Consider the following 25,862-nt stretch of genomic DNA (forward strand, 5'->3'; position numbering starts at 1 on the left):
AGCCCTCCATGGTCGAAGATGTTGAACTCAATCGCCTCTTTTGGCACAGCCGTCGCGGCATGCTCGAGCTGGACGTATTGCTGGTGCCGTTCGTCAAAGAAGTCTATCCGACGCTCAACCAGGTCGATCGCGACCTCTATGTGCGCCTGCTGACCTGCGAAGATCAGGACATGTTCGGCTGGTTCATGCAGCGCGCGGAGTCGGAAGACCCGGAGCTGCAGCGCATGGTTCGGATGATTCTGGACCGTGTCCAGCCGAAGTGATCGTTTCGAATGCCGTTGGCAACCCTCCCGGGCGCTGCTGACGGCGTACCTCGTCACGCAAATCCTTGCGCTGGCGTCAATAGTCCTCCTTTCAATTCCCCTGTGGGCGAAAGCCATCGGCGTCCTGCTGTGCGCCTTGCACGCATCCCGCAGTCTTCGCCCATTCATTCTGCTCGATCAGCCGCAGTCGCTCACCGGGCTGCGGCGTGACAGCAGCGGTTGGGCGTTGTGGAGTGAAGAGGGCGGCTGGCAACCGGTGCAGCTACGCCCGAACAGCCTGGCGCTTCCTAAGGTGGTCGTGTTGCGCTTCAAGGTTGCGAAGGGCTCTTGGCTGAGCCGCTTGTGGGTTCGGAGTCTGTGCATCCCGGCAGACGCCATGGGGCCGGACAGCCACCGGCGCCTGCGTCTACGCCTGAAGTTCAGCCGGCGTAGGTGGGCGGCACCAGAATAGTGTCCAGCGCTTCGGGCAGCATGTCCGGATAATCCAGCGTGTAATGCAACCCGCGGCTTTCCTTGCGCGCCATCGCCGACGCAATCATCAGTTCTGCCACCTGGGCCAGGTTGCGCAGCTCGATCAGATCGCGGCTGACCTTATAGTTGCTGTAAAACTCGTCAATCTCGTCCAGCAGCAACCGCACCCGATGCTGGGCACGCTGCAGACGTTTGTTGGTCCGCACGATGCCCACGTAGTCCCACATGAACCGACGCAGCTCATCCCAGTTGTGGGCGATGATCACGTCTTCGTCGGAATCGGTCACCTGACTTGAATCCCAGGCCGGCAGGTTTTGCGGCTGCGGGATTTGCTCGAGCTGAGTCACGATGTCCGCCGCAGCGGAGCGGGCGTAAACGAAGCATTCCAGCAGCGAGTTGCTGGCCATTCGATTGGCGCCGTGCAGACCGGTGAAGCTGGTCTCGCCGATGGCGTACAAGCCGGGCACATCGGTGCGGCCCTGTTGGTCAACCAGAACGCCGCCACAGGTATAGTGCGCCGCCGGGACCACGGGAATCGGCTGACGCGTGATGTCGATGCCAAACGTGAGGCAACGCTCGTACACGGTCGGGAAGTGGCTCTTGATGAAGGCTTCGGGCTTGTGGCTGATGTCCAGAAACACGCAATCGGCGCCCAGGCGTTTCATTTCGTGGTCAATGGCGCGGGCAACGATGTCACGGGGCGCCAGTTCGGCCCGTGGGTCAAAACGCTGCATGAAGCGCTCGCCATTGGGTAGCTTCAGGTAGGCGCCTTCGCCGCGCAGCGCTTCGGTAATCAAAAAGCTCTTGGCTTGCGGGTGATACAGGCACGTGGGGTGGAACTGGTTGAACTCCAGGTTGCCCACGCGGCAGCCCGAGCGCCAGGCCATCGCGATACCGTCGCCGCAGGCGCCGTCTGGATTGCTGGTGTACAGATAGACTTTCGCTGCGCCGCCGGACGCCAGAATGGTGAAGCGCGCGCTGTGGGTGTCGACTTCGCCGGTCGCACGATCCAGCACATAGGCGCCCAGGCAACGCTCCCCCTCCAGACCCAGCCGCGATTCGGTGATGAGATCAACCGCCACGCGTTGTTCCAGCAGTTCGATATTGGGACGCGACTTGGCCTGCGCCAGCAATGTGCGGAAGATCGCTGCGCCGGTGGCGTCGGCGGCGTGAATGATCCGGCGGTGGCTGTGCCCGCCCTCGCGGGTGAGGTGAAACTCGAACCCGCCGTCCACAACGCTTGATGGGTCATCCCGGGTAAAGGGCACGCCAAGGTCGATCAGCCACTGAATGGCCTCGCGGCTGTGTTCGACGGTGAACCGGACTGCGTCCTCGTTGCACAGCCCGCCGCCTGCGTTCAGCGTGTCTTCGACGTGGGACTGAACGGTGTCGGTGTCATCCAGTACCGCCGCAACGCCGCCCTGGGCCCAGAAAGTCGAACCGTTCGCCAGATCGCCTTTGCTGAGGACCGCCACGTGCAGATGCCCGGGCAATGTCAGCGCAAGGCTCAAACCGGCTGCGCCGGAGCCTATTACCAATACGTCGTGCTGGAAATGCTGACTCATCTCTGCTTCCGGTATCTAAATGGCCACTAGTATAAGCAAGGGTGGAACGGCACAATGGCCGCGCTTTATGGCAACGGTGAATCACAGTGGGAGCGGAGTGTGCGCCACCCTGCGACGTCCTGCACCCCGTTTGATGGACGCGATCTTTCCTACAGCTTCATACGGATTGAGTCCTACAGCTGACGGGACGTGTGTCTTACACCCAATAATGAACGGTGGGAACTTTTCACGAACCCGCACGTTCAATAGTGGGTTGCCCATAAAGGAACAGCGTCGACGTTACGCAATGGCGGTTTTCAGCCAGTACGAACGCTTCTGACGACAAGATTATTTACGCAGCCGACCTGGTTCGAGCGGCGTTTTCCGTGCGGGCAGCAGACGCTCGCCGGAAACTTGCTTGAAGGGGGGAGAACTTTTGCTTAAAGCCCGAGTCTATGTTTGCAAGCCTGCGAAAGAGCCGATGCGATGCTCCTTTAAGCTTTATGAGGAGTGTTCATGCTAACCCAGGAAGAAGATCAGCAGCTGGTTGAACGCGTACAGCGCGGCGACAAGCGAGCCTTTGATCTGCTAGTGGTGAAATATCAGCACAAGATTCTTGGGTTGATCGTGAGATTCGTTCACGACACCCACGAAGCCCAGGACGTTGCGCAAGAGGCGTTCATCAAAGCCTATCGCGCACTTGGTAACTTCCGCGGTGACAGTGCGTTTTATACGTGGCTGTACCGTATCGCCATTAACACGGCGAAGAACTATCTGGTGTCGCGAGGTCGGCGGCCGCCGGATAGCGATGTCAGATCGGAAGACGCGGAGTTCTATGACGGCGATCACGGCCTCAAGGACATCGAGTCGCCAGAGCGGGCATTGCTGCGGGATGAGATCGAGGGCACCGTCCACCGAACCATCCAGCTACTGCCAGAAGATTTGCGTACAGCTTTAACTTTGCGTGAGTTCGACGGTCTGAGTTACGAAGACATTGCCAGCGTCATGCAATGTCCCGTTGGTACCGTGCGCTCTCGCATTTTCCGCGCTCGGGAAGCCATCGACAAAGCCTTGCAACCTCTGTTGCAGGAAACCTGAGACAGCGGCGATAGCCACAAGAGAGGAACCGCCATGAGTCGTGAAGCCCTGCAGGAATCGCTGTCCGCGGTGATGGATAACGAAGCGGACGAATTGGAACTGCGTCGCGTGCTTAGCGCTATTGAAGATGCGGACGCACGAGCCACCTGGTCCCGTTATCAGATTGCCCGTGCAGCGATGCATAAAGAATTACTGATGCCTCATCTGGATATTTCGGCCGCTGTTGCTGCCGGGATCGCTGATGAAGTCAGCCCGCTGAAGGCCGGCCGCGGTCCTTGGCGCACCTTGGGCCGTCTGGCCGTAGCCGCCTCGGTAACGGTTGCCGTGCTGGCCGGTGTACGTATGTACAATCAGGACGAAATTGCAGGGGCGCAATTGGCGCAGCAATCCCAGCCGAGCAACGTCGCAATGCCGCAGGCCAAAGGGCCGGCAGTATTGGCGGGCTACACCGAGGGCGAACAGTCCCCGGGTCCGATGGCAAGCGGTGTGCTGCAGAACCAGGCCGGCTGGCATGACCAGCGTCTGCCAGGTTACTTGCGTCAACATGCTCAGCAAGCGGCGATGAAAGGCGCTGAAGGCGCTCTGCCGTACGCTCGCGCTGCAAGCCTGGAAAACCGTTAAGGAGGATCATGCGCGCCATCCCTCTACTGCCGCTTCTGCTGGGTGGATGGCTGGTCCTTCCCGCTCATGCCGATGACGCGCAAGACCAGTTGAAACGTCTTGCGCAGGCTGAGCAGCAGCAAAGCTACATCGGCACATTCGTTTACGAGCGTAACGGCAGTTTCTCCACTCACCGAATCTGGCAGCGGGTCGCCGACGGCAAGGTTCGTGAGCATCTTCTGCAACTGGATGGCTCTCCTCAGGAAGTGCTGCGCGTCAATGGGGTAACCCAATGCGTTAGCGGTACCCTCGAAGAAGGGGTGTCCGGCGTTCCTGACTCTCCGGCCCGAGCGTTCGATGCTGCCAGGTTGTCATCCTGGTACGACATCAAATCGGCAGGCACTTCGCGTGTTGCTGGACGTCTCGCTAATGTCGTGACGCTGACTCCCCGGGATCAGCACCGTTACGGCATTGAACTGCACCTCGACAGTGAAACCGGCTTGCCCCTGAAGTCGTTGTTGCTCAGCGACAAGGGCCAGTTGCTCGAGCGTTTTCAGTTCACTGACCTCAATACCTCGCAGTCGCTGACCGATCAGATGCTCGCCGCCGGTGCTGACTGCAAGCCGGTCGAAGTGGTCAAAGCAAATACTGATTCGCCCAAGCAAAAGGTCGCGTGGCGGTCCGACTGGCTGCCGCCGGGTTTTGACTTGAGCAGCGCTGCGGCACGCAAGGACCCGGATTCCAAGAGTCTGGTAACGAGTCTAATGTATGACGATGGCCTGGCTCGATTCTCGGTATTCGTCGAGCCGGTCAGCGGTGCGGCCGTGACCGATATTCGTACTCAGCTGGGCCCGACCGTTGCTGTTTCCCGTCGCGTAACCACGCAGAAGGGTGATGCCATGGTGACTGTGGTGGGCGAGATCCCGATCGGGACGGCCGAGCGCATCGCGCTGTCCATGCGGGACGATGCTGCGGCTACGAGCAAAAACTGATTCGGCGCACCGGTGATGGCCACGATGAAAAAGGTTTCATTTGGTCGTTTCACGTTCACAAGCCTTTAAATATGGGCTTCACTGGTAGTGCTGAAATGTTTGGTGCGCTTTGTCGGTTGCAATCGGATGTGTTTTTTTCTATAGGTCACAGCTTCACAGCTGTGGCCTTTGTTGTTTCAGGGTCCAGGAAACTGGAGCAGATACAGGTGTCGCGGGAAGTCGCGACGCACAGATGCTTCGCGAGCCTGCGGGCTCGTACCGCTTAACCATGCTCGTTGTAAACGGGAGCCATATGTCAATACCACGCTTGAAACCTTACCTGGCCTGGATGGCCGCTGTGCTGATGCTCGGACAGGTCGTCACCGCTCAGGCCGAAGCCTTGCCGGACTTCACCTCTCTGGTGGAGCAGGCTTCCCCCGCAGTCGTCAACATCAGTACGCGGCAGAAGCTGCCGGACCGCGCGGTTGCCCAGGGTCAGATGCCTGATCTGGAAGGCCTGCCACCGATGCTGCGCGAATTCCTCGAGCGCAGCACGCCACCAGGCTCCCGTGCGCCAGGAGGCGGCAAGGGTGATCGCCAGCGTGAGGCGCAGTCACTCGGCTCGGGCTTCATCATTTCCGCGGACGGTTTCATCCTGACCAACAACCACGTGATTGACGGTGCCGACGAAATCCTTGTGCGTCTTTCAGATCGCAGTGAGATGAAAGCCAAACTGATCGGCACCGATCCACGGACCGACGTGGCGGTTCTGAAAATCGATGGCAAGGACCTCCCAACCGTCAAGCTGGGTAACTCCGACAAGCTGAAAGTGGGTGAGTGGGTGCTGGCGATCGGTTCGCCGTTCGGCTTCGATCACTCGGTCACCAAAGGCATCGTCAGCGCCAAGGGCCGCAGCCTGCCGAATGACACTTATGTGCCGTTCATCCAGACCGACGTTGCGATCAACCCGGGTAACTCGGGCGGTCCGCTGTTCAACATGGCGGGCGAAGTGGTGGGGATCAACTCGCAGATATTCACGCGCTCCGGTGGCTTCATGGGCCTGTCGTTCGCAATTCCGATCGATGTGGCGATGGACGTTGCCAACCAGCTCAAGGCCAGCGGCAAGGTCAATCGTGGCTGGCTGGGGGTTGTGATCCAGGAAGTGAACAAAGACCTGGCCGAATCCTTCGGTCTGGACAAGCCGGCCGGTGCGCTGGTGGCTCAAGTGCTTGAAGATGGTCCCGCCGCCAAAGGCGGTCTGCAGGTTGGCGACGTGATCCTGAGCGCCAACGGCACCCCGATCGTGATGTCCGCAGACCTGCCTCACCTGATCGGCAATCTGAAGGACGGCAGCAAGGCCGAGCTTGAAGTGATTCGTGATGGCAAGCGTCAGAAGCTCACCGTGACAGTGGGTGCCTTGCCGGCCGAAGGCGAAGAGATGGGCGCAGCCGACACGGGTGTCGAACGCAGCAGCAACCGTCTGGGCGTTTCGGTCGTCGATCTGACCGCCGAGCAGATGAAGTCGCTGGACCTCAAAGGCGGCGTCGTCATCAAGGAAGTCCAGGACGGTCCGGCTTCGCTGATCGGCTTGCAGGCGGGTGACGTCATCACTCACCTGAACAACCAGGCGATCACTTCGTCGAAGCAGTTCACCGAAGTGGCCAAGGACCTGCCGAAGAATCGCTCTGTCTCCATGCGCGTGCTGCGTCAGGGCCGTGCGACGTTCATCACGTTCAAGCTGGCGGAATAACCCGTCGGGAATAAAAAAAGGGGCGGTTTAACCGCTCCTTTTTTTGTGGCCCGAAGGGCATGGCGCGCAGGCTCTGCGCGTGAACGTGACGCCTGATCGTTCCTTCAGGTACAATTCCCGGCTATTTTTGGCGGGCAGTCTGCCTGCGACCTTTTTCGAGTGTTGATCCGTGAGTGATTTGAGTCATATCCGCAATTTCTCCATCATCGCCCACATTGACCATGGCAAGTCGACGCTGGCTGACCGGTTCATCCAGATGTGCGGCGGCCTGACCGAGCGCGAAATGGAAGCTCAGGTCCTTGATTCCATGGACCTGGAGCGTGAGCGCGGGATTACGATCAAAGCCCACAGCGTCACCCTTTATTACAAGGCGAAGGACGGCATCACCTACCAGCTCAACTTCATTGACACCCCGGGCCACGTCGACTTCACCTACGAAGTCAGCCGTTCGCTGGCGGCGTGTGAAGGCGCGCTGCTGGTGGTCGATGCCGGTCAGGGCGTCGAAGCCCAGTCCGTTGCCAACTGCTATACCGCCATCGAACAGGGCCTGGAAGTCATGCCGGTCCTGAACAAGATTGACCTGCCCCAGGCCGATCCGGACCGGGTCAAGGAAGAAATCGAAAAGATCATCGGCATCGATGCCACCGACGCCGTGGTCTGTAGCGCCAAGACCGGCCTGGGTGTCGACGAAGTGCTTGAGCGTCTGGTCCACACCATTCCCGCGCCGACCGGCAACATCGAAGACCCGCTGCAAGCGCTGATCATCGACTCATGGTTCGACAACTACCTGGGCGTTGTTTCCCTGGTGCGTGTGCGTCATGGCCGCGTCAAGAAGGGCGACAAAATCCTGGTCAAATCGACCGGCAAGATGCACCTGGTTGACAGCGTGGGCGTGTTCAATCCCAAGCACAGCGCCACCGCCGATCTGAAAGCCGGTGAAGTGGGCTTCATCATTGCCGGCATCAAGGATATTCACGGCGCGCCAGTGGGCGACACCCTGACCCTGAGCACTACGCCGGACGTTCCGGTGCTGCCCGGCTTCAAGCGCATCCAGCCGCAGGTCTACGCCGGTCTGTTCCCGGTCAGCTCCGATGACTTCGAGGATTTCCGCGACGCGCTGCAGAAGCTGACGCTGAATGACTCGTCCCTCCAATATCTGCCGGAAAGCTCCGACGCGCTGGGGTTCGGCTTCCGCTGCGGCTTCCTCGGCATGCTGCACATGGAGATCATCCAGGAGCGCCTCGAGCGCGAGTACGACCTGGATCTGATCACCACCGCACCGACGGTAATCTTCGAGCTGCTGTTGAAGTCCGGTGAAACCATTTACGTCGACAACCCGTCGAAATTGCCAGACCTGTCCACGATCGAGGACATGCGTGAGCCGATCGTGCGGGCGAACATTCTTGTGCCTCAAGAGCACCTGGGCAACGTCATTACGCTGTGTATCGAGAAGCGTGGCATTCAGCACGACATGCTGTTCCTCGGTACTCAGGTGCAAGTGACCTACGATTTGCCGATGAACGAAGTGGTTCTGGACTTCTTCGACCGTCTGAAGTCGACCAGCCGTGGCTATGCCTCGCTGGACTACCATTTCGATCGTTATCAGTCGGCCAATCTGGTTCGTCTGGACGTGATGATCAACGGCGACAAGGTCGACGCTCTGGCGCTGATCGTGCACCGTGACAACGCTGCCTACAAAGGCCGCGCGTTGACTGAAAAGATGAAAGAACTGATTCCTCGTCAGATGTTCGACGTGGCAATCCAGGCTGCGATTGGCGGCCAGATTATCGCGCGTACAACCGTCAAGGCGCTCAGAAAGAACGTACTGGCCAAATGTTACGGCGGCGACGTCAGCCGTAAGCGCAAGCTGCTCGAGAAGCAGAAGGCCGGTAAGAAACGCATGAAGCAGGTCGGCAACGTGGAAATTCCACAGGAAGCCTTCCTTGCAGTGCTCAGGTTGGAATAGTCAGGCCCTATGTCACTAAATTTCCCGCTGTTGCTGGTCGTTGCCGTGTTTGTCTGCGGTTTGCTGGCCCTGTTCGATCTGGTCATATTGGCGCCGCGTCGCCGCAACGCGATTGCGAACTATCAAGGCAGCGTGAGCCAGCCTGATGTCGCGGTCGTGGAGCGGTTGAACAAGGAGCCGTTTCTGGTCGAGTACGGCAAGTCGTTCTTTCCGGTGTTGTTCATCGTTCTGGTGCTTCGCTCGTTCTTGGTCGAGCCGTTCCAGATCCCTTCGGGCTCGATGAAGCCAACGCTGGACGTGGGCGATTTCATCCTGGTGAACAAGTTCTCGTACGGCATCCGCCTGCCGGTGATCGACCTCAAGGTCATCCCGGTCGGCGACCCGCAGCGTGGCGACGTGATGGTGTTCCGCTACCCAAGCGACCCCAACGTCAACTACATCAAGCGAGTCGTCGGCCTGCCGGGGGATGTGATCCGCTACACCAACGACAAGCAGTTGTTCATCAACGGTCAGTTGGTGGCCAAGCAGCTGATCGGTTCGGAACCGGGCACGCTGGGTAGCGCAGAACTCTACAACGAGAAGCTGGGCGAGGTGGAACACCAGATCCGTCAGGAAATGAGCCGCTACCGCGCGCCCCCTGACCATGAATGGACCGTTCCGGCCGCCCACTACTTCATGATGGGCGACAACCGCGACAACTCGAACGACAGCCGTTATTGGGATGACCCCAACATTCCCAAGGACGAGCTGGGCATGGTCCCCGACAAGAACATCGTCGGCAAGGCCTTCGCGGTCTGGATGAGCTGGCCTGAACCCAAGCTCAGCCACTTTCCGAACTTCTCGCGAGTCGGTCTGATCAAGTAATCGATGCGGCGCTGCCACTGGCAGCGCCGTATGTCATTCAGGGCCATGTTGCGTGGCCGATCTCGCAGGTGACAGGGAAGGGCTACTCTTGAAAGCAACCATGACGTCTGCCGGTCCGCAAAAAGGCCTGTCGTTCATCGGCTGGCTGGTGTTGCTGGCGATTCTGGCCTTTGTCGGAAGTGCTGCCGCCAAGATCGTGCCGCACTACATGGACTACCTGTCGATGAAGAAAATCATCGAAAGTGCCGGCACTGATCGCACGGCAGACATCACCAACGCCGGTGACCTTAACGCCTACGTGGCCAAAGGCATGCTGGTTAATAACATTCGGGATTTGGATTTGAACAAGGCGTTAACTGTGACGACGGAGAACAACAGGTTCCTCGCCCATTTGAAGTATGAAAAACGTGAACCACTGATCCAGAACATCGATCTGGTGGTCAAGTTCGACCACGAATTCAGCGTGGGTAAACCGTGAGCGTTTCATTAAGTCGCCTGGAGCGTCAGCTCGGCTATACCTTCAAGGATCAGGAACTGATGATCCTGGCCCTGACCCACCGCAGCTTTGCCGGACGCAACAACGAGCGTCTGGAATTCCTCGGTGATGCCATTCTCAACTTCGTCGCCGGCGAAGCGCTGTTCGAGCGTTTCCCCCAGGCGCGCGAAGGTCAGTTGTCCCGCCTGCGTGCCCGCCTCGTGAAAGGCGAGACCCTCGCGCTGCTGGCCCGTGGTTTCGATCTGGGTGAGTACCTGCGCCTGGGCTCGGGTGAGTTGAAGAGTGGCGGCTTTCGCCGGGAGTCGATTCTGGCCGACGCGCTGGAAGCCCTGATCGGTGCGATCTACCTCGACGCCGGCATGGACATGGCAAGGGATCGCGTGCTGGCCTGGCTGGCCAGCGAGTTCGAAACCCTGACGCTGGTCGACACCAACAAAGACCCGAAAACACGGCTGCAGGAATTCCTTCAGTCACGCGCCTGTGACCTGCCGCGCTATGAAGTGGTGGACATCCAGGGCGAGCCGCATTGCCGAATCTTTTTCGTCGAATGCGAGATCTCTTTATTGAATGAAAAAAGCCGGGGACAAGGTGTCAGCCGTCGCATCGCCGAACAGGTAGCAGCGGCCGCAGCCCTTATCGCCCTGGGTGTGGAGAATGGCAATGACTGATTCACCTGCAACACGCTGTGGCTATGTTGCCATTGTTGGCCGGCCAAACGTGGGCAAGTCGACACTGCTGAACCACATCCTCGGCCAGAAACTGGCGATCACGTCGCGCAAGCCGCAGACGACCCGGCACAACATGCTCGGGATCAAGACTGAAGGCGCGGTACAGGCGGTTTACGTCGATACGCCCGGCATGCACAAAAACAGCGACAAAGCGCTTAACCGTTACATGAACAAGACCGCTTCGGCAGCGTTGAAAGACGTCGACGTCGTGATCTTCGTGGTCGATCGCACCAAGTGGACCGAAGAAGACCAGATGGTCCTCGAGCGCGTGCAGTACGTGACCGGCCCGTTGATCGTGGCCTTGAACAAGACTGACCGCATCGAAGACAAGAGCGCGCTGATGCCGCATCTGTCCTGGCTGCAGGAGCAACTGCCAAATGCCCAGATCATCCCGATCTCGGCGCAGCAGGGGCATAACCTGGAAGCGCTGGAAAAGGTCATTGCCGACCATCTGCCGGAGAATGAGCACTTCTTCCCGGAAGATCAGATCACCGACCGCAGCAGCCGTTTTCTCGCCGCGGACCTGGTGCGCGAGAAGATCATGCGTCAGCTTGGCGCCGAGCTGCCGTATCAGATCACTGTCGAGATCGAACAATTCAAGCAGCAGGGCAAGACGCTGCACATCCACGCCCTGATTCTGGTCGAGCGCGACGGGCAGAAGAAAATCATCATTGGCGACAAGGGCGAGCGCATCAAGCGTATCGGCTCGGATGCGCGCCGCGACATGGAAGTGCTGTTCGACTCCAAGGTCATGCTCAACCTGTGGGTCAAGGTCAAAGGCGGCTGGTCTGATGACGAGCGCGCGTTGCGTTCGCTGGGTTACGGCGACTTGTAAGACGCCGACCGACACCGCTGCTCTGTGGGGAAATCCCACATTGCCGCGCAGCAGATCCAACCTTGTGGGAGTGAGCTTGCTCACGAAGACGGTATTTCAGCCGCTGGCTATCCAGCGGATGGAGCCGGGTTTTCGTGAGTAACCTCACTCCCACAGTCGTTTAAGATTGCCCGTCCGGCCGCGTTCTTTCATCGAGATAGCCATGTCACAAACCCTTCCCGTCGGTCAGCTCGCCTATGTGCTGCACAGCCGTGCGTACCGCGAAAACAGCGCGCTGGTCGACTTCATTACCCCGCAGGGTCGCTTGCGTGCGGTGTTGCGCAGCGCGCGGGGGAAGGCGGGGACGATGGCGCGGCCGTTTGTGCCGCTGGAAGTCGAGTTTCGCGGGCGGGGCGAGTTGAAGAATGTGGGGCGAATGGAAGGCGCTGGCGTCGCCACGTGGCTGGAAGGCGAGGCGCTGTTCAGCGGTCTTTATCTCAATGAGCTGCTGATTCGCCTGCTGCCCGCCGAAGACCCGCACCCGGGCGTGTTCGAACATTACGCCGCGACGCTTGTGGCGCTGGCCGAGGGGCGCGCGCTGGAACCGTTGCTGCGCTCGTTCGAATGGCGGCTGCTGGACGATCTCGGTTACGGTTTTGCGCTGGACGCGGACGTCAACGGCGATCCACTGGCCAGTGATGGCCTGTACCGGCTTCAGGTGGATGCCGGCCTTGAGCGGGTTTATCTGTTTCAGCCCGGATTGTTCCAGGGCGCCGAATTGCAGGCGATGTCTGAAGCAGACTGGAGTTCGCCGGGCGCGCTGTCCGCGGCCAAGCGTCTGATGCGCCAGGCCCTGGCCGTGCATCTGGGCGGGCGCCCGTTGGTCAGCCGTGAATTGTTTCGCAAACTCTAGCGTCCGGCGGCGCAAACCTAGAAAATCCTTCCTCGCGTGCGTAATCAGCCACCCATTGGCTGGCACCGCCACAGTAATCAGGAGAACCCCGTGACCCACAGCACTCGCATTCTGCTCGGCGTGAACATCGACCACGTTGCTACCTTGCGTCAGGCCCGCGGGACGCGCTATCCCGATCCGGTCAAGGCAGCGCTGGATGCTGAAGAAGCAGGCGCCGACGGCATCACCGTGCATTTGCGGGAGGACCGTCGGCACATTCAGGAGCGCGATGTGTTGCTGCTGAAAGACGTGCTGCAAACGCGCATGAACTTCGAGATGGGCGTCACCGAAGCGATGATGGCGTTTGCCGAGCGCATTCGGCCTGCGCATATCTGCCTGGTGCCGGAGACCCGTCAGGAACTGACCACCGAGGGCGGGCTGGATGTCGCCGGTCAGGAAGCGCGCATCAAGGTGGCGGTGGAGCGGTTGTCGGCCATCGGCAGCGAAGTCTCGTTGTTCATCGACGCCGATGAACGCCAGATCGCAGCGTCGGCCCGAGTTGGCGCGCCGGCCATCGAGCTGCACACGGGCCGTTATGCCGACGCTGAAACCCCGGCGGCCATCGCCGAAGAGCTAAAGCGCATTGCCGATGGTGTCGCCTTCGGTTTGGCCCAGGGCCTGATCGTCAACGCCGGCCATGGCTTGCACTATCACAACGTTGAAGCCGTCGCGGCGATCAAGGGCATCAACGAGCTGAACATCGGCCACGCGCTGGTGGCCCATGCTTTGTTTGTCGGCTTCAAGTCGGCCGTGTCAGAGATGAAGGCGTTGATTCTGGCAGCGGCGGGTTCTGCTCAGGACAAATGACAGATAGGGGATTGCGCATCGTCTTGACACTCCGCTTTCGTGCAGCAGACACAAACTTTGTGGGAGCGAGCTTGCTCGCGAATAGGCCGGCACTCTCACTCACTATGTCGGCAGACAGAATGCCTTCGCGAGCAAGGTGGAGCGCCACCCCGGTCGCTCCCACGGGTGATTTGTCCGCACTGACATCTGCGGTGTTGTCATGTTCAATGAGCGCGCGCAATAGCGCTTTTGTCGGGTTACGGCTTGCGCCCCACAATCACCGCACGCCGCGGCGCCGGCAGGCCTTCCACGGTTTTGCTGTGGTCCGCCGGATCGAGGAAGTCGCTCAACGACTGAAAGCGCATCCAGTCGGTGCCGCGTTGTTCTTCCACCGTGGTGGTGCTGACGTCGACACAGCGCACATCCACAAAGCCCGCGCGGCGCAGCCACAGTTCCAGCGCGGGCACTGACGGCAGGAACCACACGTTGCGCATCTGCGAGTAGCGGTCTTCCGGCACCAGCACCTGATTCGCGTCGCCTTCCACCACCATGGTTTCCAATACCAGCTCGCCGCCTTTGACCAGGCAGTCCTTCAGCGCCAGAAGGTGATCGACGGGCGATTTGCGGTGATAGAGCACGCCCATGGAAAACACCGTGTCGAATCCTTCAAGCCGCGCCGGCAGATCTTCCAGGGTGAACGGCAGGTGCCACGCCGGCAGGTCCGGCAGGTAGCGCCGCATGGCCTGGAACTGGCAGAAGAACAGCCAGTTGGGATCGACGCCAATCACGCTGTCGGCGCCAGCGCCCAGCATGCGCCACTGGTAATAGCCGTTGCCGCAGCCGACGTCCAGAACGCGCTTGCCTTTCAGATCAAGGTGCGGCGACACCCGCGACCATTTCCAGTCCGAGCGCCATTCGGTGTCGACGTGCACGCCGAACACATCAAAGGGCCCTTTGCGCCACGGCGACAGGCCCATCAGCGCGGCGCGAGTCTGCTCGCGGGTGGCGTCATCGCAGTCGGCGTCGAGGATGAAATCGTTCTTCAGCTCGATGCGGCTTGGCGTCAGGTTTGGCAAGGCATTGAGCGCGCCTTGCCAGCGTTCGAGGTCGCCATGACCCTTTTCCATCTTCGCGTCGAGTTGCGCCTGCAGGCCTTGGGCCCAGGCATACAGTGGCGTGCCCGCCAGACGGCGGACCAGGGGAGCGAGATCAATCATGGCAGGGCAATCAACGAGGCGAAATTAAGGCACTGGAACCAGGGCACGACTTTGCTGAAACCGGCGGCCAGCAGGCGTTCGCGGTGTTGCTCAAGGCTGTCGGGTTTCATCACGTTTTCGATGGCGCTGCGTTTCTGCGCAATCTCCAGCTCGCTGTAACCGTTGGCGCGTTTGAAGGCGACGTGCAGATCGGTGAGCAGCGCGTGCTCTTCGGTGTCATCAAAGCGCAGCTTCTCCGACACGATCAGCGCGCCGCCGGGCAGCAGCGACTGGCGGATACGCGTCAGCAGAGCGAGGCGTTGTTCCGGCGCTATGAATTGCAGGGTGAAGTTCAGCGCGACCACCGAGGCGGGCTGAAACTCGAGATTCAAGATATCGCCGTCGATCACCTCCACCGGCAGCAGCTCCTGATACATCGAGTTCTGAGCGTTGAGGTACTCGCGGCAGCGTTCGACCATGGCCGACGAGTTGTCGATGGCGATCACCCGACAATCTTCAGTGCGCACATGTCGACGCAATGCCTGAGTGACGGCGCCCAATGAGCTACCCAGGTCATAGAGCACGCTGTGGGGCTGGGCGAACTGCGCCGCGAGCACGCCGAGGTTTTCGACGATGGTCGGATAGCCCGGCACCGAGCGCTTGATCATGTCCGGGAAAACCCGCACGACGTCTTCGTTGAAGGCGAAGTCGGGCACCTGGGGCAGCGGCTGGGCGAATAGGCGGTCGGGTTCTGGGCTCACGGCGATTCCGGGGTACGAAGCGAAAAGTGCGGCATTTTAGCCAATTCCGTCCCTCGGCTGGAACCTCATCTCATCGCTCGTGTGCTGACGTCTGATCCGCTCATAAAAAAGCCGCGTCTGGTTGCCCGCACGCGGCCGATACATGAGCAGTGAACTCAGTATCTCCAGCTCACCGACGCGGTGAAGTTACGTGGATCGCCGAAGTTGCTCTGGTTGTAGCGAAGGCTCTGTTGGTATTTCTCGTTGGTGAGGTTGTTGAGGTTGAGCTGGGTGCTCCAGTGCTGATCGATGTCGTAGCGGGTCATCAGGCCGATGAGCGCGTAGGCGTCCTGGCGGGCGACCGGCGAGTCGTCGTTCTGAGTCTTGCTCTGCCAGCTCAGGCTGCCGCCGACCTTGACCTTCGGTGCCATCGGCAACTGGTAGGTCATCGACGACGTCAGGGCGTGGCGCGGGATGAATTTACGCGCACGACTGTCGTTGTCGTCGGTGATATAGACGTAGGTGTACCCGCCGTTGACTTGCAGGCCTGGCGCCACTTCGCCCGACGCTTCCAGCTCCAGGCCGCTGCTGTCGTAGGACATCGCCTCGTAGACATAGCCGCCCAGGTTGGCGTCATAGGTCGAACTGCCCGGCACGTTGTCTTGCTTGGCATGGAACACCGCTGCGCTGACGTTGAGCTTCTTGTCCAGCAACTGACCTTTGATGCCCGCCTCGTAGCTTTTGCCTTCAAGCGGATCGAGCACCCGGCCTTGGCCGTCGAGGTAATACTGCGGATTAAAGACTTCGGTGTAACTGGCGTACAGCGCGTATTCGGGGGTCAGGTCGTAGACGATACCGGCATACGGCGTGACTTTGCCGTGAATGCGCACCTCTCGCGCCGCGTCGTAGTTGTCGCCATTGCTGTCCGCGCTGAGCATGCGGGCGCCGGTGATCACATGCAGATCGTCGGTCAGGCTGAAACGCGCGCCGGCGTAAACGCTCTTCTGGCGATCGGTGTAGTTCGAGGTCGCAGCGGGTAACGCAGCGACGTAATTCGGCTGCGGCAGGTAGCCATGCAGCGCATCTTCAAGGGTCACAGGCGAGTAGTTGAGGACGTCACCGTACTGCGAGGATTCGCGATTGCGCTGGCGTGCAGCGTTCGCCCCCAGCGTGAGTTGATGTTCCCGACCGCCGAGCATGAAGGGGCCGCTCAGCGAGTAATCGCCACTGAGTTCGAGGTTCTTGTCTTTGTACTTGGAGCCCAGTCCGGTGTAACCGGTGGGTGAAGTGCTGTCGCCGTACATGTAGAACATCTCGGTGTCTTCGCGGTGCTCGGCGCCGGCGACGGTCAGCTTCGACTTCCAGTCGTTGGCGAAGGTGTGCTCCCACTCGGCAAACGCACGTTGCGTGTGAACGTCCCAATGCACCCACGGCTGGGAAATATTGGAATGGGTGCTGCTGTAATGAATGGCGTTGCCATTGCCGTCGACCAGCGGCAGTGCGCCCCAGCTTGAGCCATTGGCGTTGGTTTTCTGGTCCTCGTAACCAAGGGTCAGCGTGTCGCTGTCGCTCAGGTCGAATGCCAGCAGACCGCTGAAGATGTTCTTCTCGCGGGAGTAGCGATCAAGGTATGAGTTGCCGTTTTCGTTGGCGTAGATGACCCGCCCGCGTACGTTGCCCGAGTCGGTCAGGGGGCCGGAGACGTCGATGTCCACCCGGCGTTTGTCCCAGGAACCGGCGGTCACGTCGATCTTTGCCTGGGGATCGTAAGTCGGGCGTTTGCGGATGAAGTTGACCGTGGCCGAGGGGTTGCCGGCCCCGGACATCAAGCCGTTGGCGCCGTGCACGATATCGACCTGTTCGTAGGGCGCCAGGTCGATATCGCCCACCAGCAAACCATTGGTCATCGGCATCGCCGTGCCGTCGTACTGGAAGTTGTTGATGTCGAAACCGCGCGCGGTGAAGTAGGTGCGGTCTGTTTCGACTTTCTGCACGTTGACGCCGGGGGTGCTGGTCAACACATCGCGGATGCTGTTGAGCTTGAAGTCATCCATTTGCTCGCGTTTGATGTTGGTCACACCCTGGGGCGTTTCCTGGTTGGTCAGGTCCAGCCGGGTGGTGGTGCTGCTGGGCTTGCCCTGGTAGCCCTGCGGGTTGCCGGTGTCGCCGTAGGTGGCGGTTGACGTCACGTCAGTGGCCGGCAGGCTGAGCACTGTCTCTTCGGCATTCGCTGTGTTGAGCACGCTCAGGGCGATTAACGAAAGGGCCTTTGGGCAAAAGGGGATCGAGTGACGCATGGCGGGCAACGCTCCGGCGAATGTAACAAATGGTGATGGTTCTCAATTATCGGCAAGTTACAATTGAGAATCAATGTCATTTATTCCATTCGTCGGTGTTGGCTGCAACGCTGGCCATGACCGGGTGCCTTCCCCCGCAGCGTTAAAGCTTTCCCCCCGGCAGTCGAAACACCTTAATTCGCAACTCATTTCATTACTGGCACAGGGAACCGTGGCATGCATGCGTTCAAGGCGTTGTACGAGTCCATCGAAAGGCAGTTTTTCAATTCTTTGACCAAGAAGCTGTCGAGCCTTTTTCTGATCGTGGTGGTGAGCGCCGTGGTGTACTGGGTGGCCGTGAGCCTGCGCGCGGACATTCTTCTGCAGTTGCGCGGCGCGCAGTTGCCGGCGGAGACGCTAAGCATGATCGAGGGCAAACTCGATGTGCTGAGCAATGCCATTCTGGGCAGCACGCTGTTTACCCTGTGTCTGGTCAGCTTCATGGTCTGGTATTTCCGGCACTTGATCGTGCGGCCGGTGACCCAGATGAGCTTGGCGCTGGAAGGCATTGCCAACGGGGAGGGCGACCTGTCCAAGGACTTGCCGCTGTTGACCCACGATGAAATTCGCGTGCTGGCGAGTACCTGCAACCGGTTTCTGGCCAAACAGCGGGAGATCATCAGCAGCGTTCAGGCGTTGACCGTGCACATTGCCGTGGAGTCCGCGCGCTCGCTGAAAAACATCAGCGATTCCAGCGACAGCGCGACCCATCAGGCGCGCTTCGCCAAGGAAGTCATGGAGCAGAGCAACGACGCAGTGGGTCGGATTGCCGAAGTGTCCCGGCAGACTCAGGGCATTTCCGGGACCACCGCGCAGAACCTCAGCATGGCCCGCGACTCCTACACCGAATTGCTGGAAGTGACCGGCAACATCAGTGAGATTTCCAGCAGCCTGAATGAGTTCGGCACCCTGGTTTCGGCGCTGAACCAACGTTCGTCGAGCATCAAATCCATTGTCGGATTGATTCAACAAATCTCCTCCCAGACCAATCTTCTGGCGCTCAACGCGGCGATCGAGGCGGCGCGTGCAGGGGAGAGCGGGCGTGGTTTCGCGGTGGTTGCCGACGAAGTCCGGACCCTCGCCCAGAACGTCAGCCGCGCCACCGAGGATATTTCCCAGAACATCGACGCCATGTTGCTGGAGGTGAGCTCGACCCACGAGCAAACCACCCAGATCAGCCACAGTGCCCGGGAGACCCAGAAAGTGGTCGAGCGCGCGTCTGGGCATTTCGAGAGCATGATCGGCGACTTCGAATCCACTCACACGAAGCTTGAGGACATCGCCTCGCACATCCAGCAGTTTGCCGACAGCAACACCGGCATCAACGACCGCGTCACGCAGATTCATGCGGACAGCCAGTCCATCGACCAGCGCATGCAGCATTCGGCCACGGCCACCCGAGACCTGTCGGGCGTGGCGGAAAAGGTCCAGGCGCTGCTGGGCCGGTTTGTTCTCGGGCATGGCGCGCTGGACGCTGGCATTACCCGCGCCAGTCATTGCCGCGATCGGCTCCAGGTGCGTCTGGCGGCGCTGCAACGTGAGGGCGTCAACCTGTTCGATCAGAACTACAAATTGATTCCCGGGACTGATCCCAAGCAATACACGACCAGCTACACCGAACGCTTTGCGCAGATCTGTCAGGAAGAGTGCGACGCGCTCACCAAAGGCACGCGGGGCGGAAAGGTCACCTTCATCGTCGACAGCAAGGGTTACTGCCCGGTGAACAACAGCTGGGTGTCGAAAAAACCTACGGGCGACCGAGCTATCGACCTACCGGTGTGCCGGAACAAGCGCATGTTCGCTGACCCCATCGGCCTGCGCGCAGCCGCTAACCAACAGCGCTTCCTGCTGCAAACCTACCTGCGCGACACCGGCGAAATCATGACCGAAATTGACGTGCCGTTCTTCTTCGAAGGCCGTCATTGGGGCAACTTGCGCATGGGCTTCGACGCTGCGCAATTACTGGCCGAGTGACAGAGGTTCATGCCAGTGCTCAGCGACTGATCAGCCCTTCGCCTGCAACGATTTTCCTGCGGGCGGCCGTGGAATGGGCGGGCGATCAGTTCACTGTAATGACGCAGTCGAAGGTGCGCGCTGGCGCCACTTCCGGCGCCCAGGGTTGTTGGTAGACCATCATCAGGTGACCCGTGCCCGGATTGGCGGCTCGGTAGCGCCAGACTGACTGACCGCCTTCACCGACCAAACCTACGTCTTTGGAGGCATTGAACACCTCGGGTCCCAGGCTGCTCAGGATGGACGGCGCAGGGTTTTGCATCAGCCAGCGGTGCCCGGTCGTGGGATTGCTGGGCAGCATCAGCATGAGGGTCTGGCCGGTTTTGAGAGAAAGGGGACAGTCTTGCTGATCGTCCAGGGAGACAATCTGTTTTGGCGCCTGGGCGCAAGCGGCAAGCAGGGTGAGGCTGAGCGGGACGAGCAAGCGGGCAGCGGTCATGAAGGCTCCGGTCATAGGCAACATGGGGGGAGCATAACCGAAGACGGGAGAGATGCTAATCAGGTGGGCCGCACAAGACGTGTGAGGGCGGCCAGGGTGGCGCCCCCACACGTTGAGGCGAGGTCAGTGCTTAGAACAATATCTTCGCCACATCCGCAAAGCGTTTGGCGAAGTGCGCGGTAATGCCTTCTTTCAGGTAATCCGGCAGTTCTTCGAAGTTGCCACGGTTGGCTTCCGGGAGGATCAGCTCGTAGATCTTCTGGCGCCGCGCCGCAATGACTTTCTCCCGCACGCCGCCAATCGGCAGTACGTGCCCGGTCAGGGTCAGTTCGCCGGTCATCGCCACGCCTTTTTTCGGCGCCTGGTTACGCGCCAGCGACAGCAGCGCGCTGGCCATGGTCACACCGGCACTTGGCCCGTCTTTCGGCGTCGCACCTTCCGGCACGTGAAGGTGAACGAAGGCTTCGTCGAAGAAGGTTTTGTCGCCGCCAAACTTCGCCAGGTTGGAGCTGACGTAGCTGTAGGCGATTTCTGCAGATTCCTTCATCACGTCGCCCAGCTGGCCGGTGAGCTTGAAGCCGCGGTTGAGCGTATGGATGCGGGTCGCTTCGATCGGCAGCGTCGCGCCACCCATGCTGGTCCAGGCCAGGCCGGTAATCACGCCGGTGCCCGACAACACTTGCTCGTTGCGGAACACCGCCATGCCCAGCGAAGCTTCCAGCTCTTTCGGGCCGATCTTGACCACGGTGTCCGGGTTGTCCAGCAGCTTGACCACGGCCTTGCGCACCAGTTTGCCCAGCTGTTTTTCCAACTGCCGCACACCGGCTTCCCGCGCATAGCCTTCAATCACCGCGCGCAACGCACTGTCGCTGATCATCAGGCTATTTTTCGACACGCCGGCCTTGGCCAGTTGCTTGGGCCACAGATGGCGCTTGGCGATGGCGAGCTTTTCTTCGGTGATATAGCCGGACAGGCGAATCACTTCCATCCGGTCCAGCAATGGGCCGGGGATCGAGTCCAGGGTGTTCGCGGTGCAGATGAACAGCACCTTCGACAGGTCCAGACGCAGGTCGAGGTAGTGGTCGAGGAATTCGACGTTCTGCTCAGGGTCCAGGGTTTCCAGCAGCGCCGAGGCCGGGTCGCCCTGGAAGCTCTGGCCCATCTTGTCGATCTCGTCGAGCATGATCACCGGGTTCATCACTTCCACGTCTTTCAGCGCCTGCACCAGTTTGCCCGGTTGGGCGCCGATGTAGGTGCGACGATGGCCCTTGATCTCGGCCTCGTCGCGCATGCCGCCAACGCTGAAACGGTAGAACGGGCGGCCCAGGGATTCCGCGATCGATTTGCCAACGCTGGTTTTACCCACGCCCGGCGGGCCGACCAGCAGCACGATGGAGCCGGAGATTTCGCCTTTGTAGGCGCCCACGGCGAGGAATTCGAGAATACGGCTCTTGATGTCATCAAGGCCGGCGTGGTGTTGATCGAGCACCTTGCGCGCGTGTTTCAGGTCGAGCTTGTCGTCGCCAAACACGCCCCATGGCACCGCGCTTGCCCAGTCCAGGTAGTTGCGCGTGACGGCGTATTCCGGCGAACCGGTTTCCAGCACCGAGAGCTTGTTGATCTCTTCGTCGATGCGCTTGCGCGCCTGGGGCGGCAGGGTCTTGCCCACCAGACGCTCTTCGAACTGTTCGATGTCAGCGCTGCGGTCGTCCTTGGTCAGCCCCAGTTCCTGCTGGATGACCTTCAGCTGTTCCTTGAGGAAGAACTCACGCTGGTGCTCGCCGATCTTACGGTTCACTTCCGCGGAGATTTCTTTCTGCAGGCGCGCGACTTCGACTTCCTTGCGCAGCATCGGCAGGACTTTTTCCATGCGCTTGAGCACGGGCACGCAATCGAGCACCTGCTGCAATTCGACGCCCGTGGCGGAGGTCAGGGCGGCTGCGAAATCGGTCAGCGGGGAAGGATCGTTGGGGCTGAAGCGATTGAGGTAGTTCTTCAACTCTTCGCTGTACAGCGGGTTGAGCGGCAGCAGTTCCTTGATCGCGTTGATCAGCGCCATGCCGTAGGCCTTGACCTCGTCGGTCGGCTCGTTGGGCTGGTGCGGGTATTCGACCTCCACCAGAAACGGCGGACGATGGTGCTTGAGCCAGGTCTTGATGCGCACACGGCTCAGGCCCTGGGCGACGAACTGCAGCTTGCCGTTTTCACGGCTGGCGTGGTGCACCTTGACCAGCGTGCCGTACTCCGGCAACGCCTTGGTGTCGAAATGACGGGGGTCGTCGGGCGGGGTGTCCATGAAAAACAGCGCCAGCGAGTGGTGATCAGACTTGCTGACCAGCTCCAGCGTTTCGGCCCAGGGCTCTTCATTGACGATGACCGGCAGCACTTGCGCGGGGAAGAACGGACGGTTGTGGATCGGGATGATGTACACCTGATCCGGCAGGTTCTGGCCGGGCAGGGCGAGGCGCTTGTTGTCGGAGCCGAGGATTTCGTGCTCATGATCGTCGTCGGGGTGCGGCTGGTTGGCGTCGGACTGCTGGTCGCTCATGGGGCACCTGCATAAATGGAGATGAGCCTTAGATGGGGCGCAAAGCCTCAGGTTTCAATAGCGCTGGTCGATAGCAATGACTAAGCAGGCCGATTTAAAAGCATATGTGGCGTTGCGCCAGGCCGTGGCCTCCAATAGGTGGTGGCCATGTGCTTTGCCGGAAGTCCGTCTGATATCGCCGACCTCCGATCCGTGGGCTACGCTGGAAATCATCGCCAAGTAGGCTCTCTTTGCGGGCCTCGCTGTCTGGAACATCTGTCATGCGCCGTGTTTTTATTTCGTTGTTGCTGGTTGTAACCGCTCTGTATGGCACCTTCGCCCATGCGGCCAGCCTGACCGCCGAGTTCGTCGACGGCCAGGGCAAGCCGCTTCCCGACGCGGTGCTCACCTTGCGCGGTGCAACTACGCCCCCTGCCGGGTCGCTGAAAGCCGACATGGACCAGCGCGATGTGCAATTTGCCCCCCATGTGCTGGCGGTGCGCACCGGTACCCAAATCAGTTTTCCCAACAGCGATCAGATCCGCCATCAGGTGTATTCGTTCTCGACGCCCAAGCGTTTCGAACTGCGGTTGTATGGCGGCACGCCGTCGGCCCCCGTGCTGTTCGACAAGCCGGGCGTGGTGGTGCTCGGCTGCAACGTGCACGACAACATGCTCGGTTACGTATACGTCAGCGACGATGGCTGGTTCGGCGTGAGCAATGACAAAGGTGCGCTGACCCTGGATCAAGTGCCCGCCGGTCACTACACCGTCACCCTCTGGCACCCGCAGGCCCCCGACATGCTGCCGGTGTCCGGCGGCGAGATCGACATTCCGGCCGGCGGCCTCAAGCAGCGGTTCAGCATCGCCGTACAGCCCAACGCCGAGAACACCCCCGCCGCGCCGCCGTCCAGCGCGTTTGGCGACGCCTTTCATAAAGCGGCCCACGAATGAAGGTGCGCATCAGCTTTCAGGCGCGAATTGCCGGCGTGTTGATCATGCTGCTGCTGATCGTGGTCTTCGCCGTGTTTATTGCGGTGAAAGCCGCTACCCAGGACGCTGTGCGCAAACAGGCCCAGGCGCAGCTCGAAGTCGGCACCCGGGTGTTTGAAGGCTTGCTGGAAATGCGCGGCAAGCGGCTGCGCGACGCCGTGCAGTTGTTGTCCACCGACTTCGGTTTCCGTGACGCCGTGGCATCCGCGGACTCGGCAACCATTCGTTCGGTGCTGCTCAACCACGGCGCCCGAATCAACGCCAATGACATGTTCCTGCTGGGCATGGACGGCACGGTGATGGCCAGCACCGTCGCGCAGATCCCAGAAGGTTCGCCGTTCCCGTACATCCAGGCGTTGCGTGACCTCAAGGGCAAGAATCAATCGATGCTGATCGTGCCGTTGCAGGGGCAGCCGCACTTGCTGGTTGAAAGCACCGTGCTCGCACCGCTGCCGATTGCCCGCGTGGTGATGGGTTTCAGCATGGACGGTGACTTGGCGCAAGAATTGCGCTCGTTGAGTGGTTTGCAGGTGTCTTTTCTGTCGCTCGTGCAAAAGCAGCCGGGTCAGATGATCAGTACCCAGCCGGAGACGCTGTTTGACAGCCTGCGCAGCGTGATGATGAATCCGCCCAGCAACGAGATGCAGATGACCGAGCACCACAGCCAGAGTTTTCTGAGCAAAACCCTGCGGCTGGGCAGCAACAGCGACAGCGAGGTCGTGGCCCTGCTGCAGAGCCCGCTGGATCAAGCCATGCAGGCATTCGCGCCGCTGGATAAGACGCTGTTCTGGATCACTGTCGTGGCGTTGGCGTGTTCGCTGGTCGGCGCGTTGTTACTGGCGCGCAGCCTGTCGCAGCCGGTGAGTGCCCTGGCTCAGGCCGCCCGGCGTATTGGCGAAGGTGATTACGCAACGCCCGTGGTGCTGGATCGCGGGGACGAACTGGGCCTGCTCGCCAGCGCCATCAATTCGATGCAGAGCGGGATCGCCGAGCGTGAGCTGCAGCTGGCGCACAATGCCCTGCATGATCCACTGACCGGGCTGCCCAACCGCGCGTTGGTGATGGAGCGCCTCGGCAGCGCGGTCGTTGCACAGCGACCGGTGGCGCTGCTTTATCTGGGCATCGATAACTTCCGCGCGATCAGCACCAACGTCGGTCTGGAGGGGGTTGAGCAACTGCTGCGGATCATCAGCGGACAACTGCAAGAGCCGCTGCGTCCCGGCGATACGGTGGCGCGGCTCTCCGACAACGAATTTCTACTGCTGGTGCAAAACGCCGAGACCGACAGCGCCGTCGCGGTGGCTGACCGGCTGCAGCGTTTACTGGTCAAGCCCCAGCGCATCGGCGAGCAGGACATCGCGATGGATGCCTGCATCGGCATCGCGGCCTATCCGGCCAATGGCGATTCGGCGACCGAGCTGCTCAGGCGTGCGTCCATTGCGCGGCAGGACGCGGCGCAGTTGCCGGGGCGTCTGCAAGTCTATGTGGACGGTCGCGATGTGGCTCACCTGCGGCAGATCAGTCTGATCCGCGACTTGCGCCAGGCCGCCCGCAACGGCGAACTTTCACTGCATTACCAGCCGAAACTGGATATTCGCAACGGCCGGGTTACTCAGGCCGAGGCCTTGCTGCGCTGGCAGCACCCGCAATTCGGCTCGGTATCGCCCGCCGAGTTCATCCTGCTGGCGGAACGCACCGGCAGCATTCAGATCCTCACCAACTGGGTCATCGAAGATGCGCTGCGCCAGCTCGCCGAGTGGGCGCAGCGCGGTCTCATTCTGCAGGTCTCGGTGAACATCTCGGCGGACGACCTGCTGGGCAACGATCTGGCTGACCGCGTTGCTGCGCTGCTCAAGCTCTACCGCGTGCCGGCTGAACAGTTGATTTTCGAGATCACCGAAAGCGCGATCATGCGCGAGCCCGAGCAGTCGTTGAAAGTGCTCAATCGCCTGCGTGATTTCGGCATCAGTCTGTCAGTGGATGATTTCGGCACCGGTTACTCCTCGCTGGCCCACCTCAAGCGGCTGCCGGTGCAGGAATTGAAGATCGATCAGTCCTTCGTGCGCGACCTGGATGAAACCAGTGAAGACGCCGTGATCGTTCGCTCGACCATCGAGATGAGCCATAACTTGGGCCTGAAGGTGGTCGCCGAAGGCGTCGAATACGAACATAGCCTGCGTCTGCTGGAGCGCTGGCACTGCGACACCGCACAGGGCTATCTGATCAGTCGGCCGCTGAGTGCGGTCGCATTCGAAGCCTGGATCGCGCAGGCCCAGCTCCCACCCCGCATGACGATGCATTGATGGAACAGAGATT

22 protein-coding genes are annotated in these 25,862 nt (G+C 60.5%); 16 read left to right on the forward strand and 6 right to left on the reverse strand.

The window, feature by feature from the left end; translation table 11 throughout:
- Positions 1-8 precede the first annotated feature (8 nt).
- Positions 9-263 carry an FAD assembly factor SdhE gene (locus IFT47_RS01695; protein WP_065992433.1) on the forward strand — a complete coding sequence of 85 codons (255 nt, stop codon included), beginning with the start codon at positions 9-11 and terminating at the stop codon, positions 261-263.
- Entirely contained in the window at positions 247-714 is a 468-nt protein-coding gene (locus tag IFT47_RS01700) for a protein YgfX (protein WP_192171639.1), read from the forward strand. Before IFT47_RS01695 ends, IFT47_RS01700 begins: the two co-directional genes overlap by 17 nt.
- Here IFT47_RS01700 and nadB read toward each other — a convergent pair.
- On the reverse strand, positions 683-2,299 hold the full coding sequence (nadB, locus tag IFT47_RS01705) for an L-aspartate oxidase (protein ID WP_192171638.1): 1,617 nt from the start codon (positions 2,297-2,299) through the stop codon (positions 683-685). The two genes, IFT47_RS01700 and nadB, sit on opposite strands and share 32 nt — an antisense overlap.
- 495 nt (positions 2,300-2,794) lie before the next feature.
- On the opposite strand from nadB, the gene rpoE reads away from it, so the two are divergent.
- From rpoE to pdxJ, 11 genes are all read left to right on the forward strand, one after another.
- Complete coding sequence (rpoE, locus tag IFT47_RS01710; protein ID WP_037014368.1) at positions 2,795-3,376, forward strand: RNA polymerase sigma factor RpoE; 582 nt, start codon at positions 2,795-2,797, stop codon at positions 3,374-3,376.
- A gap of 33 nt (positions 3,377-3,409) precedes the next feature.
- On the forward strand, positions 3,410-3,997 hold the full coding sequence (locus IFT47_RS01715; RefSeq protein WP_192171637.1) for a sigma-E factor negative regulatory protein: 588 nt from the start codon (positions 3,410-3,412) through the stop codon (positions 3,995-3,997).
- Positions 3,998-4,005: 8 nt separating this feature from the next.
- Positions 4,006-4,968, forward strand: coding sequence for a MucB/RseB C-terminal domain-containing protein (locus IFT47_RS01720; protein ID WP_192171636.1), 963 nt, complete (start codon positions 4,006-4,008; stop codon positions 4,966-4,968).
- Positions 4,969-5,260: 292 nt separating this feature from the next.
- Positions 5,261-6,697: a DegQ family serine endoprotease gene (locus IFT47_RS01725; RefSeq protein WP_197983661.1), complete on the forward strand. Its 1,437-nt coding sequence runs from the start codon at positions 5,261-5,263 to the stop codon at positions 6,695-6,697.
- A 169-nt stretch (positions 6,698-6,866) separates the two neighbouring features.
- Positions 6,867-8,663 (forward strand): translation elongation factor 4, encoded by a 1,797-nt coding sequence (gene lepA / locus IFT47_RS01730; RefSeq protein ID WP_192171635.1) that lies wholly within the window; start codon positions 6,867-6,869, stop codon positions 8,661-8,663.
- Positions 8,664-8,672: 9 nt separating this feature from the next.
- On the forward strand, positions 8,673-9,527 hold the full coding sequence (gene lepB, locus IFT47_RS01735; protein ID WP_192171634.1) for a signal peptidase I: 855 nt from the start codon (positions 8,673-8,675) through the stop codon (positions 9,525-9,527).
- Positions 9,528-9,627: 100 nt separating this feature from the next.
- Entirely contained in the window at positions 9,628-10,005 is a 378-nt protein-coding gene (locus tag IFT47_RS01740; protein WP_192171633.1) for a DUF4845 domain-containing protein, read from the forward strand.
- Positions 10,002-10,691, forward strand: a complete 690-nt coding sequence (gene rnc / locus IFT47_RS01745; protein WP_037014347.1) for a ribonuclease III — start codon at positions 10,002-10,004, stop codon at positions 10,689-10,691. Before IFT47_RS01740 ends, rnc begins: the two co-directional genes overlap by 4 nt.
- On the forward strand, positions 10,684-11,586 hold the full coding sequence (era, locus tag IFT47_RS01750) for a GTPase Era (RefSeq protein ID WP_192171632.1): 903 nt from the start codon (positions 10,684-10,686) through the stop codon (positions 11,584-11,586). The genes rnc and era overlap by 8 nt, the downstream gene beginning before the upstream one ends.
- Positions 11,587-11,788: 202 nt before the next feature.
- Positions 11,789-12,478: a DNA repair protein RecO gene (gene recO / locus IFT47_RS01755; RefSeq protein WP_192171631.1), complete on the forward strand. Its 690-nt coding sequence runs from the start codon at positions 11,789-11,791 to the stop codon at positions 12,476-12,478.
- Positions 12,479-12,568: 90 nt separating this feature from the next.
- A complete protein-coding gene (gene pdxJ / locus IFT47_RS01760) occupies positions 12,569-13,324 on the forward strand; it encodes a pyridoxine 5'-phosphate synthase (protein WP_192171630.1) in 756 nt (251 codons plus the stop codon).
- 236 nt (positions 13,325-13,560) lie between these two features.
- Here the strand turns inward: pdxJ and cmoB are convergent, their stop codons facing one another.
- From cmoB to IFT47_RS01775, 3 genes are all read right to left on the reverse strand, one after another.
- Positions 13,561-14,520: a tRNA 5-methoxyuridine(34)/uridine 5-oxyacetic acid(34) synthase CmoB gene (gene cmoB, locus IFT47_RS01765; protein WP_192171629.1), complete on the reverse strand. Its 960-nt coding sequence runs from the start codon at positions 14,518-14,520 to the stop codon at positions 13,561-13,563.
- On the reverse strand, positions 14,517-15,260 hold the full coding sequence (gene cmoA, locus IFT47_RS01770; RefSeq protein ID WP_192171628.1) for a carboxy-S-adenosyl-L-methionine synthase CmoA: 744 nt from the start codon (positions 15,258-15,260) through the stop codon (positions 14,517-14,519). Before cmoA ends, cmoB begins: the two co-directional genes overlap by 4 nt.
- Positions 15,261-15,415: 155 nt before the next feature.
- A complete protein-coding gene (locus tag IFT47_RS01775; protein ID WP_192171627.1) occupies positions 15,416-17,536 on the reverse strand; it encodes a TonB-dependent siderophore receptor in 2,121 nt (706 codons plus the stop codon).
- Between the two features lie 216 nt (positions 17,537-17,752).
- Between IFT47_RS01775 and IFT47_RS01780 the strand changes: the two genes are divergently transcribed.
- Positions 17,753-19,549, forward strand: a complete 1,797-nt coding sequence (locus tag IFT47_RS01780; protein WP_192171626.1) for a methyl-accepting chemotaxis protein — start codon at positions 17,753-17,755, stop codon at positions 19,547-19,549.
- Between the two features lie 85 nt (positions 19,550-19,634).
- Here IFT47_RS01780 and IFT47_RS01785 read toward each other — a convergent pair whose 3' ends face one another.
- Together IFT47_RS01785 and lon are read right to left on the reverse strand one after the other, a co-directional pair.
- Positions 19,635-20,027, reverse strand: a complete 393-nt coding sequence (locus IFT47_RS01785; RefSeq protein ID WP_192171625.1) for a protease inhibitor I42 family protein — start codon at positions 20,025-20,027, stop codon at positions 19,635-19,637.
- Between the two features lie 130 nt (positions 20,028-20,157).
- Positions 20,158-22,575, reverse strand: a complete 2,418-nt coding sequence (gene lon, locus IFT47_RS01790) for an endopeptidase La (protein WP_192171624.1) — start codon at positions 22,573-22,575, stop codon at positions 20,158-20,160.
- Between the two features lie 260 nt (positions 22,576-22,835).
- Between lon and IFT47_RS01795 the strand changes: the two genes are divergently transcribed.
- Positions 22,836-23,507 carry a methylamine utilization protein gene (locus tag IFT47_RS01795; RefSeq protein ID WP_192171623.1) on the forward strand — a complete coding sequence of 224 codons (672 nt, stop codon included), beginning with the start codon at positions 22,836-22,838 and terminating at the stop codon, positions 23,505-23,507.
- The gene (locus tag IFT47_RS01800) at positions 23,504-25,849 is read left to right on the forward strand and encodes a bifunctional diguanylate cyclase/phosphodiesterase (RefSeq protein WP_192171622.1); all 2,346 of its coding nucleotides are present in this window, start codon (positions 23,504-23,506) and stop codon (positions 25,847-25,849) included. The genes IFT47_RS01795 and IFT47_RS01800 overlap by 4 nt, the downstream gene beginning before the upstream one ends.
- The last annotated feature ends 13 nt before the right edge of the window (positions 25,850-25,862 follow it).

Origin of the sequence: Pseudomonas sp. CFBP 13711, assembly GCF_014842265.1 — a bacterium.
Classification (GTDB): Bacteria; Pseudomonadota; Gammaproteobacteria; order Pseudomonadales; family Pseudomonadaceae; genus Aquipseudomonas.

Bases quoted from the DNA above. Each gene is read 5' to 3' on its own strand.
- IFT47_RS01740 (WP_192171633.1), top strand. From the start codon at position 9,628: ATGACGTCTGCCGGTCCGCAAAAAGGCCTGTCGTTCATCGGCTGGCTG.
- IFT47_RS01780 (WP_192171626.1), top strand. From the start codon at position 17,753: ATGCATGCGTTCAAGGCGTTGTACGAGTCCATCGAAAGGCAGTTTTTC.
- IFT47_RS01720 (WP_192171636.1), top strand. From the start codon at position 4,006: ATGCGCGCCATCCCTCTACTGCCGCTTCTGCTGGGTGGATGGCTGGTC.
- recO (WP_192171631.1), top strand. From the start codon at position 11,789: ATGTCACAAACCCTTCCCGTCGGTCAGCTCGCCTATGTGCTGCACAGC.
- IFT47_RS01715 (WP_192171637.1), top strand. From the start codon at position 3,410: ATGAGTCGTGAAGCCCTGCAGGAATCGCTGTCCGCGGTGATGGATAAC.
- rpoE (WP_037014368.1), top strand. From the start codon at position 2,795: ATGCTAACCCAGGAAGAAGATCAGCAGCTGGTTGAACGCGTACAGCGC.
- cmoB (WP_192171629.1), bottom strand. From the start codon at position 14,520: ATGATTGATCTCGCTCCCCTGGTCCGCCGTCTGGCGGGCACGCCACTG.
- lon (WP_192171624.1), bottom strand. From the start codon at position 22,575: ATGAGCGACCAGCAGTCCGACGCCAACCAGCCGCACCCCGACGACGAT.
- IFT47_RS01800 (WP_192171622.1), top strand. From the start codon at position 23,504: ATGAAGGTGCGCATCAGCTTTCAGGCGCGAATTGCCGGCGTGTTGATC.
- nadB (WP_192171638.1), bottom strand. From the start codon at position 2,299: ATGAGTCAGCATTTCCAGCACGACGTATTGGTAATAGGCTCCGGCGCA.
- IFT47_RS01795 (WP_192171623.1), top strand. From the start codon at position 22,836: ATGCGCCGTGTTTTTATTTCGTTGTTGCTGGTTGTAACCGCTCTGTAT.
- IFT47_RS01785 (WP_192171625.1), bottom strand. From the start codon at position 20,027: ATGACCGCTGCCCGCTTGCTCGTCCCGCTCAGCCTCACCCTGCTTGCC.
- era (WP_192171632.1), top strand. From the start codon at position 10,684: ATGACTGATTCACCTGCAACACGCTGTGGCTATGTTGCCATTGTTGGC.
- IFT47_RS01695 (WP_065992433.1), top strand. From the start codon at position 9: ATGGTCGAAGATGTTGAACTCAATCGCCTCTTTTGGCACAGCCGTCGC.
- IFT47_RS01725 (WP_197983661.1), top strand. From the start codon at position 5,261: ATGTCAATACCACGCTTGAAACCTTACCTGGCCTGGATGGCCGCTGTG.
- IFT47_RS01775 (WP_192171627.1), bottom strand. From the start codon at position 17,536: ATGCGTCACTCGATCCCCTTTTGCCCAAAGGCCCTTTCGTTAATCGCC.
- lepB (WP_192171634.1), top strand. From the start codon at position 8,673: ATGTCACTAAATTTCCCGCTGTTGCTGGTCGTTGCCGTGTTTGTCTGC.